Source organism: Xenorhabdus sp. XBWT (assembly GCF_059072735.1).
Map to the genome: position 1 here is coordinate 3,804,266 of NZ_CM180990.1, position 14,621 is coordinate 3,818,886.

Below are 14,621 nucleotides of genomic sequence, written 5' to 3' on the forward strand. Positions count from 1 at the left end.
TGATGTTCAATCTACAAGGAATTCCCAATGAGCCAGTTTATTCAGTTACATCTCTTAACTTCTTACCCTCCTGCCAACCTGAACCGTGACGATCTCGGGCAACCAAAAACCGCCAAAATGGGCGGTTTTGAAAGATTAAGGATCAGTTCCCAGAGTCTGAAACGCCATTGGCGAGTCTCTGATCTGTTTCAGGAAGCCCTTGCAGAACATCTTGGTTTTCGTACCAAGCGTTTTGGCTTCCAGATCTATCAACACTTACTTAATGGGGGAGTCAAAGAGAAGCAAGCGTCTGCATGGGCTACCGCTATCGCAGAGGTCTTTGGCAAGAATAAAAAAGATGAACCACTGGAAATTGAACAATTGGCTCATATCAGCCCGAAAGAAAAAGAGATGACCTTTGCACTGGCTGACAAACTTATCGCAGAAAACCGCGCTCCCATCAAAGAAGAGTTGCAACTGCTGAGCAGAGAACAAATTGCCGTCGATATGGCTCTGTTCGGTCGTATGCTGGCTTCCAGTCCTGCCTACAGTGTTGAAGCTGCCTGTCAGGTTGCCCATGCCATCAGCGTACACAGTGTTGCCATAGAAGATGATTACTTTACCGCCGTGGACGATCTCAATCATGGCAAAAGTGACACTGGTTCGGCACATATTGGTGAAGCCGGTTTTGCGGCTGCTCTGTTCTACAGCTACATCTGCATCAATAAATCCCTGTTGCTTGAAAACCTGGCAGGTAACGAAACACTCGCTAATAAAGCCATTGCCGCCTTGGTTGAGGCCGCGGTCAAAGTTGCGCCATCCGGCAAGCAAAATAGCTTCGGCTCCCGTGCTTATGCCAGTTATGTACTGGCGGAAAAAGGGGAATATCAACCTCGTTCCTTGTCTGTTGCATTTTTAAGACCAATTGACAGTGAAGATCAGGCAACCAGCGCTATTTTTGAGTTGGAAAATCAGGTAAAAAAATTCGACAACGTTTACGGCGCTTGCGCTGATACGCGCTATAGCATCAATGCTGTTACCGGCGAGGGCCGTTTTGCTGAGTTAGTCCAGTTCATCACTGATTAAAAAGAGGATGATATGAAAACATACTTGGTCTTTCGCTTATACGGTGCGTTAGCCAGTTGGGGAGTGGAGGCTGTCGGAGAAGATCGTCCGACTGCCTCCTATCCGACACGCTCAGCGATTTTAGGGTTATTGGGTGCGGCACTGGGAATCCGGCGTGATAACGAAGCCCAGCTTGCTGCGTTACAACAGAGTGTCAAAATCGCCATCAAACAACGTATTTCAGGTTCATTGATGCGGGATTACCATACTTCCCAAGTTCCCTCTCAAGAGAAGAAACGGGTTCATCTGACACGTAAAAGTGAGTTAAGCGATAAATCTAAATTAAACACAATCCTGTCATCACGAGATTATCGCACTGATGGTATGTGGATTATTGCAATTTCGCTTACGGAACAGGCTCATTTCACCCTCAATACCTTGCGGGATGCACTGATAAAACCTGTCTTTACATTGAGCCTCGGCAGGAAATCCTGCCCTCTCGCGCTTCCGATGATGCCGCAACTGGCAGAGTATCCCTCATTAAATAGCGCGCTGGATACACCTTTTCCTCCCCTGACCCAATCTAAAAAATCAGATCGCTATTTGTTCGGTTTATTCGGCAAATATGACGAAGTGAGCTATTTCTGGGAGGGAGAGAAAGATGAAATCAATATTCCTGATACCACGGTATTGACCAATCGACTCTGGGATGAACCGCTTTCACGCAGCCGCTGGCAGTTTACGCAACGCACGATGCACCAGCTATCGATAATGGAGGAAACCGATGTATCTGTCTAAAGTCACCTTGCGGCCTTCCGTTTATCATATTCAGGCACCGTCATTAAAAATGATGAAAAATGATGTCTATACTGCCCACCAGCTTTTGTGGCAACTGTTTACAGAACAGGAAGAACGCAACTTCCTCTTTCGGGAAGAGATAAGCTTAAGCGGCAGACCTGAATTTTTCGTGTTGTCCCAAACGGCACCGATGGTCAATTCCCCGCAATTTCAGGTTCAGACCAAGCCTTTTGAACCTCAATTACATAACGGGCAAAAGCTGGTATTCAAACTACGTGTGAATCCGACTGTCTGCATTACGGAAAAAGACTCACGCAAACAGCGACGCCATGATGTTTTGATGCACGCTAAACGTCGGGCACAGCATTCGAGCGTTAATCCTGATGAAATTGAATCATTGATGACACAAGCTGCCCAAGCATGGATACAAGATGAAAAACGGCTGGCTAATTGGGGTATCCGATTGGATTTTACACCAGATATTGAACGCTATACCCAACATCGCAGTTTTAAAGCATCCGGTCAGAAAGTGGCATTTTCCAGCGTAGATTTTCAGGGCGTGCTGACCTTATCCGATAGTGAGCTTTTCCTTGAGCAATACAACAAAGGATTTGGCCGGGCAAAATCCTTTGGTTGCGGGCTAATGCTAATCAGGACAGTGTAATGGCATTTATTCCATTAAAACCCATTCCCATCAAAGGCAGAAACTCGATGATCTTTATCGGCATGGGGCGTATTGATGTCAAAGATAATGCGTTTGTGGTGATTGATGAAGTCAACGGAGAACGCATGCACATTCCCGTTGGCTCCATCGCCTGCATTATGCTGGAGCCGGGCACCCGCATCAGCCATGCCGCAGTGAAGCTGGCCTCAACAACGGGAACACTGCTTATTTGGGTAGGAGAAGCGGGTGTCCGATTGTATTCCGTGGGACAGCCGGGAGGCGCCCGTTCAGATCGGTTACTTTATCAGGCCAAGCTGGCACTGGATGAAGATTTGCGACTAAAGGTCGTTCGCAAAATGTTTGAATTACGCTTTGGTGAACTGGCTCCCCAAAAACGCAATGTTGAGCAACTGAGGGGGATCGAGGGCGCTCGGGTCAGGAAAATCTACCAAATATTGGCAAAACAATATGGGGTAAAATGGCATGGACGCAATTATGACCATACCGATTGGGATAAAGGCGATCTCATCAATCGCTGTATCAGCGCCGCAACCTCTTGTCTGTATGGCATAACCGAAGCAGCGATTCTGGCAGCAGGCTACGCCCCTGCAATTGGTTTTCTACATACGGGCAAGCCCTTATCCTTTGTCTATGATATTGCGGATATTTTGAAATTTGATACCGTCGTGCCCATTGCTTTTAAAGTTGCGGCCACCAATAGCACTGCTCCTGATCGACAAGTCAGAATTGCCTGCCGTGAAAAATTCAGGACAGACAAGACACTGAAACGTCTTATTCCCTTAATTGAAGAAGTACTCGCCGCGGGCGAAATTTCCCCACCGACACCACCTGATGATGCACAACCTCCCGCTATCCCAGAACCAGTATCTATCGGCGACATTGGTCACAGGAGTCAATAAATATGAGTATGACAGTTGTTGTGACAGAAGCCGTTCCTCCTCGGTTACGAGGTCGTTTGGCTATTTGGTTGCTGGAAATACGGGCCGGAGTTTATGTGGGAGATATCTCCCACAAAATTAGAGAAATGATTTGGGAACAAATCACAGCACTCACCGAAGATGGAAATACAGTTATGGCATGGAAGACCAACACCGAATCTGGCTTCGATTTTCAAACTTTCGGGGAAAACAGAAGAGAACCGATAGATTTTGATGGCCTTCGTTTAGTGAAATTTAAACCACTTGCTGAGGAGTAATTTAGAGGGATTAAAACCTATTAAAAGTTGGTAGAATTTTCCTGACCAATAAAGTTATTTAAAAACATAACATTATATTTAGAGTGTTCCCTGTAAGCACGGGGATAAACCGGCGTTCTACTTTTTCTAAATGTCTACGGTGACGTGTTCCCTGTAAGCACGGGGATAAACCGAGAGTAGGCAATCTCTTGACGCAATCTTGCATCGTGTTCCCTGTAAGCACGGGGATAAACCGTTGGTAACGGCGTATCGGGTAGGGTAGCAATGGTGTTCCCTGTAAGCACGGGGATAAACCGCAACTGCATCCCTATATCACGGTTATGTGCCTGTGTTCCCTGTAAGCACGGGGATAAACCGATCTCCACGATGCCATTGAAGCCGACCCGTACGTGTTCCCTGTAAGCACGGGGATAAACCGGATTCCTACAATGAACAAACAACAGTTATCCAGGTGTTCCCTGTAAGCACGGGGATAAACCGGTGATCTGGATAGCGAGGTGTCGTCTATCGGTGTGTTCCCTGTAAGCACGGGGATAAACCGAGATGTTTTGTCGCGAGTACCTCGTTAAATATAATTACTTATTTAATAAAAAGCCGAATTTACAGACTGATTATTAAAGAACATTTCAGTAGTCATTTATTTTGATTTAGTCAACACACAAACAAAACTAAAAAATTTATTAGACCTTAGTTTATTTTTAGCAACCATAATATGTTGAAGTAAAAATAAATACCAAAATAATCACGGCTAAAAATTATTAGGTTTATTAACATATAAGAGAGAGGAAATTCATTTTATTTGGTAATAAAACAAACGAAAACTCCAAATTGTGCAAAAAACTGCCTCCGAGCATAATTCGTTAATGATTGCCAAAAACAGTTATGCTAACCTACGCCGCCTTTTATCCCCTTATCGTTGATTTGGTAGACAATTTATTTGTCAAAAATAGGAAGCGAGTTAATTTATGAACTTAACTAACACCAGCAAATTGTTAGCTGCCACCTTATGTTTTACAGCTTCATACAGCTATGCAGATAGTGATCGCCCGCTTTTCTCATTGACCATGACAGAATCAGGCGTATCGCAAACCAACAATGACGGTAGCTTATCCCGTTCTGCCAAATCTGAATCGCGTATTCTGCCAATTTGGGGCGATAAAGCACGGGAAAAAGGCTATGACCTGCCAGAGCCGTTTGGTGCCAGTTATAGTTATATGAATATGCGACAGGATATTGTTGTAGATAGCATTAAATTCCGATTCAGTAACCCCAAGTATAAATTTTTTGAAAATACTGTTATTAATGCTGGAGATACACGACAGAAAAGCGAAACTCATATGCTTAAACTAGATTCTTGGGTATTTCCTTTCCTAAACATTTACGGTGTCTACGGAAAAACAAAAGGATCATCCAAGACCAACCTAGACAGCATTTATCTACCTCCAGAAATGTCTATACCTGGTGTACCTGCATGGGAAAACATTCCTTTTGAACTGAATTTTAAAGGAAAAACATTTGGTGGTGGTCTGACTTTTGCGGGGGGCTATAATCAATTTTTTGCCACATTAGATGCTAATTATACCCGTACTAATTTAGATATTTTAGATGGTGATATTAGTGCTTTTGTTCTGACACCCCGTATTGGTTACGAATTTGTATTTAACCCATTAATTTCTGGTCAAGGTAATACCAAAGTTCAGGTGTGGGTAGGCGCTATGTATCAAGATATTACTCAACGCTTTAAAGGTGATATTGGCGGACTTAATTTACCACCTGAGCTTGCATTGTTTAATTTAATTAAACATGACACAGACGCCGATTTCGATGTCAAACAACACCTTGCCTATAAATGGAACAATACCGTTGGTGCACGTTTCGAAGTTACCCGTAATTTCAACGTAATCTCCGAGGTCGGTTTTGGAAACCGAAATACCTTCTTTATTTCCGGTGAGTTTCGTTTTTAATGTTTGGTTTCGCAACTTTCAAAAGACTGGTGATTTCCAGCTTCTTTATTTTTACCGTTTCAGCCGCGCACGCTGATATCCTGCCAGAACGGCAAAAAATTGATGGTTGGCTAAACAAATTAGGCGGAAGTAATTCTTTTGATGCCCGCAAGAAAATTGATTGGGGCATATTGCCCGGCCCTTTCTACACCCCTGAGATGGGAGTAGGAATTGGGGTTGCCGTGGTTGGTTTATATCGGCCTGACAGCTCAGATCGTATCAGCCAGACGTCTTCGCTGGGACTCAGTGGCTTTGGTTCTTCTACCGGCGCATTTGGCCTGAACTTTACCAATTATAATTTCCTTGCCAATGACCAATGGCGGTTATTTGTCTCCGCTACAGTAAATAACACCCCGACTTATTATTGGGGTACAGGCTACAAAACCGGTAACGATAAAAGTAATAAAGAGAAATATAACTCACAGGTATTTGATACTCGTCCCCGCCTGCTCTATCGCGTCGCTGATGCCACTTATATGGGGTTAGGCTGGAATTTCTCATCCGTCAATGCCAATGATCCGGATGCCGGCGCAAAACGGTATTTTGAACAATCCGTCGGCGGGCATTCAGTTATCAGTTCTGGTGTCAGTGTCCACTTCAGTTACGATACGCGGGATTTCTTGCCCAATGCACAACACGGTCAGGTATTTGAGATCGTTTATACTTATTTTTCCCCAGAATTCGGGGGAGATCACCGTTTCCAGACTACGCAGTTACAATTTTCAACCTATCACTCGTTATCCGATAAGACGGTACTGGCCTTTGATAACTATGCCCGTTTCAGTGTCGGTAGTGTGCCGTGGAATCAATTATCGTTACTCGGAAATAGTCAGCGGATGCGAGGGTACTATGAAGGTCGCTATCGTGACAACAATATCTTCACGACACAACTGGAGCTAAGGCACAAACTTGATTGGCGCCATGGTGTAGTCGGTTGGATAGGTACAGGCACACTGGGTGATTTACCTGCAAAATTGGGAACAAAACATTGGCTCCCTTCTGTTGGTGTTGGCTATCGTTTTGAGTTTAAGCCACGTATGAATGTCAGATTAGATTTCGGAGTTGGTAAAGGCAGCACAGGGTTTTACTTTCAGGTCGGGGAAGCGTTTTGAGATTATTAGTAACACTGTGTCTTAGTTTTCTGTTGATAGCATGCCAAAGTAAACCAGAATCTGTTGACCCCATAAGACCTGTTCTGACCAGTAGCACCCATGAGCAATCGCTGGAAAACTGGCCTGTGCTGCCTCCGATTACACCTCCAGAAGGTTTAAGAGCCTGCTGTGCTTTCGGTTATAACCTCAAAGCCAAGCTATGGAATATCCCGATCCCTTTCTATGGTATTGATAATATTATTGAAGCCGGGAAATTGGGTAAGCATCACTACAATGACAGTGTGTTTGGCGCAAGCGCGGCGTTGTTGGGGGTAAGCAATGAAAAAATCGGGTTGCTTTATACCCATCAGGGCGGATTTATTGATATTTCCCATGTGAGGGATACTGCAGACTATACGCTCTATTTATTCAGCCAAATTTATGCCCGTCTCGGCGAAAAGTGGGAATTAAGCCTGAATAATGAACTCGCCGCACGTAAAATTCACTTTTTTGCGTTTACTCTGCCGGAAGATCCTGCGGAACATTATACTTTGAGCGCCTATTTAGCCACTAAGCTGGCTTTTCAGCTTGCAGTCTGGTATGAAATTGCGCAATGGTACGGCTATCAATCCGTTCCGGGGTTTCCAGAAGGGATTTCTGCTTTTTCCCCGGAAGATCTCTATTCAAATTTGCTGGGCGCACGATTAGCACTCACGCTGATTTTGGAAGGCCATGCCTCTTCTGTGTCTCAGTTTTCGGCTGCAATGGCTAAGATCTTGCCAATAGCTTTACGTGAGCTAGGGGATTATTCTAAGTCAGGCACAAAAGAGATGTTTGATAGTGTAGATGGCTTATGGTGGAACAGTTATCAACGTATCCCCGAGAAGTTTTTAGTACTGCAACGGAATTATGATACCCAAGACAATCGCTATCCATTAATGCCATCAGGTAAAGAAGACTTTGCTTTGCGTTTATCTCTACCTGAGTGCTATCAGCATTTTTCATTGGATAAGCTGGCTGAGTTCCGCTTATTACCAACCAATAAGATGAGAAATTTATCTGTTCCAACGCAATATTGGACAGTGAAAGATTTCAAAATGCTGGCAGAAAATGCCCGATATGAAGACAAGCAGCAGAAGTTATTGATTAAATAGCCCGAATTCTGGATAAAGGATTGGCGAAGTGCCTGTTCCAAGAGCAAAATTTTGGTGCACACTAAAAACCGCTCTAAAAAGGAACAGGTAATGAACAAATTAGTTGAAATTTTCTGCGATGTCGATGACTTTTGTCGTTTTTTCATTCCGCAATGGGAGCAATTTTGTCTCGATAAGGGGCATCGTCTACGCCGCAGACAAGGTCACATGTATCCCAGTGAAATTAAAGCGGGTAAGTTCATACCGGATTTGCGGCCCGAGTAAAACGACATCAGCCTCATGGATACGTGCTTCTAATTCCAGAGCGGGTACTGCTTTAATGACCACATTCAACTCCCGCTTTTCGGCTTCCGACAGCATACGCTGCACCAACATACTGGTAGACATTCCCGCCGTACAACACAACAGAATGGTTTTCATGGTTTTGTTCTCTTCATTGTTATTCCATTATTATTTCTCTTCAAACCAAAATGAGAGCGCTCTCATTTTGTTTAAGGCTAACGGGTTATTTTGCGATTGCTGCGATAGGCATCTCATAATTTGATAAGCAAAAATGAAGAATATGAATGAAATGCGAGCTGTATTGCCGATAATAAGTTAATGATTTTAGCAACCACTTCACCTGTACTATTGCCAGTAATAATAGGATAACTAGCTATATTGTCATAACATGCTATTGGCCCGAATATATGATTCTAGTCATTAACATTGAATAAAACTGAGGTATCTTGATGACACATAATAATCTTCCAGGTATCACTAAAACGTCTAGTAGATGCATACATCAAGCTCAGAATCGAGCCGGTCTGCGCGAATGGGCGGGACTCGCTCTTCTCTCTCTCCCAACCATCCTACTTGGACTCGATTTGACCCTCTTACATTTAACTCTGCCAGCACTGGCAATTGATCTACAACCGACAAGTACACAGGCGCTTTGGATTATGGATGCCTATGGCTTCTTCATTGCCGGTTTTCTTATCACAATGGGTACATTAGGTGATCGAATTGGGCGCCGCAAACTGCTATTAATTGGCGCAACAGCTTTCGCTATTGCTTCTGTAATAGCGGCTTTCTCCACTAATGCTTCCATGCTAATTGCTGCACGTGCAGCACTTGGCATTGCAGCCGCAACTCTGATGCCATCAACTCTGGCACTGATCAGCAATCTATTCGTCGATCCACGCCAGCGAGCTCTCGGATTCGGCATATGGGCAACAATGTTTGGAGTCGGTTATGCACTAGGACCCGTCGTAGGAGGTGCATTACTGGAACAATTCTGGTGGGGAGCAGCTTTTCTCATTGCAGTCCCTATTGTTGGTTTATTGCTTCTTCTCGGTCCTTTTTTACTGCCTGAATATCGGGCACCAAATAGAGGTAGATTAGATCTGTTCAGTGTTGCTCTTTCACTCATTGCTATATTGCCAATTATTTATGGTATCAAGCAAATAGCTAAACATGGCTTTGCCCTAGATGCCGTCATCATAATTGCCGTAGGAATAGCTTTTGCCTTTCTGTTCGTAAAACGACAACGTCATCTTGCCGATCCTCTGCTCGATATAACACTCTTTGCCAATCGAACTTTTTCGATAGCATTGATTGTATTGTTGGTAGGATTAATAGCAGTTGGAGGAGCGATGTTGCTCGTCGCCCAACACCTACAATTAGTGGTCGGACTCTCTCCTCTTGTCGCGGGTCTATGGATGGGAGTGGCTGCATTAGCTATGATCGCAGGGGGTATAGCATCACCTCTCGTTGCCCGACATATCCGACCCGGCTTCGTAGTCGCTGGATCACTTGGTTTATCAGTTGTAGGTTATCTTATGTTTACTCAACTGGGTAGCAATAGCACATACGACGTAATACTTGCTGTTACCGGTCTAGCACTGGCATATCTTGGGAACGGTACAATCGCTGCTTTAGGTACTGAGCTTGTAGTTGGATCGGCACCACCTGAGAAAGCAGGCTCCGCTTCAGCTATGACTGAAACAGTACAAGATCTTGGTATTTCGCTTGGCATAGCTTTACTTGGCAGCACTGCCAATGCAGTTTATCGCGAGAGCATGAAAAACTGTGGGGTATTTATGCTGCCATTGCATTCAGCCCTGAGCTTGCCAATTTAGGATACCAACAGTGAAAGATACTTTCTAATTCATCATTTAAAACGGCCACTCGAGTTTGTAAAAGATAATGTGCTCCTTCTTGGCTCCATTGCATTTGCTGTTTTTTCGCCATCCGTTTTGCGATAACTTCATTCACGGTTGATTCCACAAATGCCGTTGAGGGTAGCTGAATAACACATTCGGCAATTTTAGTCTGACACCCCATGGCATCGATGGATACCAGGCATCCTTTGATGTCCAGCAAGTTAATCAGTTTAGGGATTGCAGTAATTTCATTCGATTTTTTGTCCGTTTTCAGCTGTCCCATGATAACCCCATTCTGAGTCGCAAATGCACTGACCATATGAATCGCTGACCACCTGTTATTTCGGTCATAAGATCCTCGTAGTCGTTTCCCGTCAATCGCGATGATTTCGCCTTCCGTTAAGGTAATCCTCCCTAAATACCGGAGTGTTCATAAGTAGCATTTTCTCATACAACTATAATGTCTTAGAGGAGATTGAAACCTTATGAAAAAGTCACGTTTTACTGACAGCCAAATCTTAACCATTCTGAAACAGGCTGAAGCTGGTGCTCCCGTGCCAGAACTGTGTCGTGAACACGGCATCAGCAGTGCCAGCTTTTACAAATGGCGAGCCAAATATGGAGGAATGGACGCCTCTCTAATGACTCGCTTGAAAGAACTGGAAGAAGAGAACCGACGCCTTAAAAAAATGTATGCTGAAGAGCGACTAAAAGCCGAGATTATTCAGGAAGCCATGATAAAAAAGGGGTAAAGCCTGCTCAGCGTCGACAGATGGCAAAAAACGCGGTTGAGCAGAAGTCCATTAGCATTCGTCGGGCGTGTCGGATCTTTCGGATCAGTGAAAGCAGTTATCACTATAAGGCCCAATTATCTTCAGAAAATCAGCAGATTGCGGAATGGTTACTCACAATAACAGCACAACAACGTAACTGGGGATTCGGGCTTTGCTACCTTTATTTACGCAACGTGAAAGGATTTCATTGGAATCATAAGCGGGTTTACCGAATTTATTGTGAACTGGCTCTGAACAAACGCATATACCAATCTCCTTTGAAGATGCTTGATTTCTTATCCAAACCCGATCATGCTTGCAACCATGAAAATTCATCTGACACCAGAACAAAAACATGCCCTCGAATTGATGCATGATACAACGCGCGACAGTCGAGTTTGTGATCGCATCAAGGCGGTGCTTTTGGCGTCAGAGGGCTGGACTGCTCAGATGATTGCACAGGCCTTGCGTATTCATGAAAGTACGGTAAGCCGTCACCTAAAAGATTTTATCGCTCAGGAAAAGCTCACCCCGGAAAATGGCGGTTCTGAAAGCCATCTCTCTGCCGAACAAACCGCCGACTTGATTGATTATTTGACGACAAATTTGATGCATACCACCGCCCAAATTGTGGCTTACGTCCGAGCACGTTGGCAGGTGTCTTTCAGCGTGGGCGGAATGACGAAATGGCTTCACCGCCAGGGTTTCAGCTACAAAAAGCCAAAGGGAGTGCCTCATAAATTCGATGCGGATCAACAGCAACAATTTATTGATGACTACCAGTCTCTTAAAGACCGGGCGGGTCAAAATGAACCTATCCTATTTATTGATGCGGTGCATCCTTCACAGTCCACAAAGCTCAGCTATGGCTGGATGAAAGCAGGAAAAAATCAGGTAAAAGTGGTCGAAACCACCGGCAGTCGTACCCGTCTTAATATTCTGGGTGCCCTCAATTTACAACGAATTGAAGACACCGTGATCCGTGAATATCCGAGTATCAATGCTGAAAGCATCGCGTATTTTTTCGGGGCGCTCCGGGAAACTTACCCGCTTTCGCAAAAAATCCACATTATTCTGGATGGGGCGGGTTACCACCGAGCCAAGTTGGTGAAAGATATTGCGTATGTCCTGAATATTGAATTGCATTACCTACCGCCTTACAGCCCAAACCTCAATCCGATAGAGCGATTGTGGAAGTATATGAATGAGCAAGTGTGTAACAATGTCTATTTTCCGAATGCGAAGACATTTCGTGAAACCCTTCATCACTTTTTTCATGTCACGTTGCCAGAAAAAACGAAAGAACTGACGACTCGACTGACTGATAATTTTCAGATTTTAAAACCCGCACCTTCAAGTTAGATTGGTATAAAGCCTAAAAAACGCTTAAAGCGCGAACAACCTGAACCGTTGAAAATCCCTGATACCCCGAATGAAAGTTGGTCAATGGATTTTATGCATGATCAGTTATCCGATGGGCGCTCAGTGCGTTTACTCAATATCATTGATGATTTTAATCGCGAAGCCCTGACGATTGAGGTGGATTTTTCATTACCGAGCTGCCGTGTGATACGTACGTTAGAACAGTTGATGGAATGGCGAGGCAAACCCGTTTCAATTCGTTGTGATAACGGCCCTGAGTATACCAGTACTGAGTTTCAGGCCTGGGCGAAGCAACATCAGATTCAGCTGAATTTTATCCAACCCGGGAAACCTCAACAGAATGCTTATGTTGAGCGCTATAATCGAACGGTACGCTATGACAGGGGTTACGCATGAAATTTTGGTAGGCTAAAATTGATTAAATAACAGGGCTTCCATGTAGCCATTATCCCACCCGGCTGATTTCCTTCGGGCACTCAAACTCAACTTATTGTTGGTATCCCGTTTAACGATATTGAGCGCCATTTTACGTAATTGGGCAAATATTCTTGTGGCGATCTGCTCTCTCATCCGTGAATCATCTTCCCGAAAAGTGACATCCAGCACCCAGTGTAAGCTATTTTCAATAGCCCAATGTTTCCGAATGGCTGCTAACTGAAAGGCAGGAGCGTCCTGACAACTACTTAAATAATAACGAAAATAAGAGGTGACTGTTTCAGAATATTGTTCTTGCCGTATTGTTTCTGTGACCAGAAGAGCCTGAATATCTGGCCAGGAGCCTAAGTGTTTTGTTTCTGGTGTCAGCGGTAGAACCCATCCGCGTCGTCTGACGGTACGCCCATGGCTATCTTCAAATTCATCATGGTCAGGTTTCAGATAAGGTTTTTGTGTTGCCCGTTGTTGTTGAAAATAGTTAACCGCTTCCGAAAAGGTTTTTCCCTGATTGCCTTTAAGGGACAAAATATAATCGGCTCCGCTCTCGCGTAATTGCTGGGCAATCGTGCGTTGACAGCCCATCGCATCAAGCGTCACGAGATAGCCTTTCAAGGAAAGCATCGATAATAATGTGGGGATGGCCTTAATTTCGTTTGATTTTCCGTCTACAGCACACTGACATAAGCTAAGCCCTTTCTCAACGGAGAATGCACTTACCACATGTAATGGGCTTTGTTCAATTTTCTTGTCAAACGAATGGCGTAAACTTTTACCATCAATCGCAATGATCGCCCGCTTTTCTGAAGAAACATCATGAGAAACCCACTGATAAAAATGGCGTTCAAAGAGGCGGGGATTTAATAAACTGAAACAGCGCCGGAAAGTATCATGTGACGGAATACCGCCTTTGAGCGGAAGAAATGAACCCAGCCAATCCTTTTTTAGTTGACCATACTGTTCAATATCGGTCCAGGCGTTAGCGCCGGCAATGACAGCACATACCGCAATCACTAAGATATCAATAAAACGGTGCCTGATCTTTCCCTGACAACGCGGGTCTGGAAAATCAGAAAAGACATCCACTAATTTTTTCATCTGCATTCCCTCTAAAAATGAGGGAATTATCCACTAAATATTTTCATGCGTAACCCCTGCCATGATCGAGGGCATTTTACGTCACTGCACGGACATGGAGATTGACCGGCAGTATGTCGATAGTCATGGCCAAAGTGAGGTCGCCTTTGCCTTCTCTCACTTGCTGGGATTCGATTTGTTGCCACGCCTCAAGGCCATTGCCAGCCAAAAACTCTATCGGCCCGGCGATGATAAACCCAGTGATTACCCAAACCTTGAGCCAATACTGACACGTCCCATCAACTGGGAACTGATCATCCAGCAATACGACGAGATGATCAAATATGCGACCGCGCTCAAGCAGGGTACCGCCGATCCAGAAGCCCTACTACGCCGCTTCACTCGAAACAATGTCCAACATCCCACGTACAAGGCGCTTGCCGAACTGGGCAAAGTGATCAAAACCATTTTTCTGTGTCAATATGTTGGCTCCGAAGAACTTCGTCAGGAGATCCACGAAGGGCTGAATGTCGTCGAAAACTGGAACAGTGCAAATTCTTTCATCTTCTACGGCAAAGGCGGTGAAGTCGCAACCAACCGGCTGGAAGATCAAGAACTATCGGTGCTGGCACTACATTTATTGCAGATCTCTCTGGTATACGTGAACACCTTAATGATCCAGCAGGTACTTAACGAGCCAAACTGGCTGTCACGGATGAAACTGGAGGATTTTAGGGCATTGACGCTGTTGATCTACTCCCATGTGAATCCTTATGGGATATTTGAGCTGGATATGAATACGAGACTGCCCATTGAAGTGGCCGCTTAAAAGTTGGCGGTTA

The 14,621-nt window shown here is 44.5% G+C and carries 12 protein-coding genes, 6 pseudogenes and 1 CRISPR repeat array; of the genes and pseudogenes, 14 read left to right on the forward strand and 4 right to left on the reverse strand.

The window, feature by feature from the left end; genetic code table 11:
* Positions 1-27 precede the first annotated feature (27 nt).
* The 9 genes and pseudogenes from cas7e to AC5JQI_RS16635 form a co-directional block, all read left to right on the forward strand.
* Positions 28-1,065 (forward strand): type I-E CRISPR-associated protein Cas7/Cse4/CasC, encoded by a 1,038-nt coding sequence (cas7e, locus tag AC5JQI_RS16595; protein ID WP_493912963.1) that lies wholly within the window; start codon positions 28-30, stop codon positions 1,063-1,065.
* Positions 1,066-1,077: 12 nt separating this feature from the next.
* Complete coding sequence (gene cas5e / locus AC5JQI_RS16600; RefSeq protein ID WP_493912964.1) at positions 1,078-1,842, forward strand: type I-E CRISPR-associated protein Cas5/CasD; 765 nt, start codon at positions 1,078-1,080, stop codon at positions 1,840-1,842.
* Positions 1,829-2,506 (forward strand): type I-E CRISPR-associated protein Cas6/Cse3/CasE, encoded by a 678-nt coding sequence (cas6e, locus tag AC5JQI_RS16605; protein WP_493912965.1) that lies wholly within the window; start codon positions 1,829-1,831, stop codon positions 2,504-2,506. Before cas5e ends, cas6e begins: the two co-directional genes overlap by 14 nt.
* Entirely contained in the window at positions 2,506-3,426 is a 921-nt protein-coding gene (gene cas1e, locus AC5JQI_RS16610; protein WP_493912966.1) for a type I-E CRISPR-associated endonuclease Cas1e, read from the forward strand. Before cas6e ends, cas1e begins: the two co-directional genes overlap by 1 nt.
* A gap of 2 nt (positions 3,427-3,428) precedes the next feature.
* Positions 3,429-3,722 (forward strand): type I-E CRISPR-associated endoribonuclease Cas2e, encoded by a 294-nt coding sequence (gene cas2e, locus AC5JQI_RS16615; RefSeq protein WP_323853286.1) that lies wholly within the window; start codon positions 3,429-3,431, stop codon positions 3,720-3,722.
* Positions 3,723-3,805: 83 nt separating this feature from the next.
* Positions 3,806-4,263: direct repeats of the CRISPR family, unit length 29 nt; unit sequence GTGTTCCCTGTAAGCACGGGGATAAACCG.
* 424 nt (positions 4,264-4,687) lie between these two features.
* Positions 4,688-5,686, forward strand: coding sequence for a hypothetical protein (locus AC5JQI_RS16620; protein ID WP_493912967.1), 999 nt, complete (start codon positions 4,688-4,690; stop codon positions 5,684-5,686).
* Positions 5,686-6,837, forward strand: coding sequence for a BamA/TamA family outer membrane protein (locus AC5JQI_RS16625; protein WP_493912968.1), 1,152 nt, complete (start codon positions 5,686-5,688; stop codon positions 6,835-6,837). Before AC5JQI_RS16620 ends, AC5JQI_RS16625 begins: the two co-directional genes overlap by 1 nt.
* Positions 6,834-7,970 carry a DUF4056 domain-containing protein gene (locus tag AC5JQI_RS16630; RefSeq protein WP_493912969.1) on the forward strand — a complete coding sequence of 379 codons (1,137 nt, stop codon included), beginning with the start codon at positions 6,834-6,836 and terminating at the stop codon, positions 7,968-7,970. Before AC5JQI_RS16625 ends, AC5JQI_RS16630 begins: the two co-directional genes overlap by 4 nt.
* 90 nt (positions 7,971-8,060) lie before the next feature.
* Positions 8,061-8,195, forward strand: a pseudogene (locus tag AC5JQI_RS16635) (IS982 family transposase); the annotation flags it as partial.
* Here AC5JQI_RS16635 and AC5JQI_RS16640 read toward each other — a convergent pair.
* Positions 8,157-8,390: a PTS sugar transporter subunit IIB gene (locus tag AC5JQI_RS16640; protein ID WP_493912970.1), complete on the reverse strand. Its 234-nt coding sequence runs from the start codon at positions 8,388-8,390 to the stop codon at positions 8,157-8,159. The pseudogene AC5JQI_RS16635 and the gene AC5JQI_RS16640 overlap by 39 nt on opposite strands.
* A 311-nt stretch (positions 8,391-8,701) precedes the next feature.
* Between AC5JQI_RS16640 and AC5JQI_RS16645 the strand changes: the two genes are divergently transcribed.
* Positions 8,702-10,090, forward strand: coding sequence for an MFS transporter (locus AC5JQI_RS16645; RefSeq protein ID WP_493912971.1), 1,389 nt, complete (start codon positions 8,702-8,704; stop codon positions 10,088-10,090).
* Here AC5JQI_RS16645 and AC5JQI_RS16650 read toward each other — a convergent pair.
* Both AC5JQI_RS16650 and AC5JQI_RS16655 read right to left on the reverse strand, forming a co-directional pair.
* Positions 10,050-10,250 (reverse strand): annotated as a pseudogene (locus AC5JQI_RS16650) (ISKra4 family transposase); the annotation flags it as partial. The gene AC5JQI_RS16645 and the pseudogene AC5JQI_RS16650 sit on opposite strands and share 41 nt — an antisense overlap.
* 9 nt (positions 10,251-10,259) lie before the next feature.
* Positions 10,260-10,514, reverse strand: a pseudogene (locus AC5JQI_RS16655) (ISAs1 family transposase); the annotation flags it as partial.
* An 85-nt stretch (positions 10,515-10,599) separates the two neighbouring features.
* On the opposite strand from AC5JQI_RS16655, the pseudogene AC5JQI_RS16660 reads away from it, so the two are divergent.
* The 3 genes and pseudogenes from AC5JQI_RS16660 to AC5JQI_RS16670 form a co-directional block, all read left to right on the forward strand.
* Positions 10,600-11,160 (forward strand): annotated as a pseudogene (locus AC5JQI_RS16660) (transposase); the annotation flags it as partial.
* 51 nt (positions 11,161-11,211) lie between these two features.
* Entirely contained in the window at positions 11,212-12,249 is a 1,038-nt protein-coding gene (locus AC5JQI_RS16665) for an IS630 family transposase (RefSeq protein ID WP_493912972.1), read from the forward strand.
* Positions 12,250-12,255: 6 nt separating this feature from the next.
* Positions 12,256-12,651 (forward strand): annotated as a pseudogene (locus tag AC5JQI_RS16670) (DDE-type integrase/transposase/recombinase); the annotation flags it as partial.
* Between the two features lie 27 nt (positions 12,652-12,678).
* Here the strand turns inward: AC5JQI_RS16670 and AC5JQI_RS16675 are convergent.
* Positions 12,679-13,800, reverse strand: coding sequence for an ISAs1 family transposase (locus tag AC5JQI_RS16675; RefSeq protein WP_493912973.1), 1,122 nt, complete (start codon positions 13,798-13,800; stop codon positions 12,679-12,681).
* Positions 13,801-13,858: 58 nt separating this feature from the next.
* Between AC5JQI_RS16675 and AC5JQI_RS16680 the strand changes: the two are divergent.
* Positions 13,859-14,608: pseudogene (locus AC5JQI_RS16680) on the forward strand (Tn3 family transposase); the annotation flags it as partial.
* Positions 14,609-14,621 lie beyond the last annotated feature (13 nt).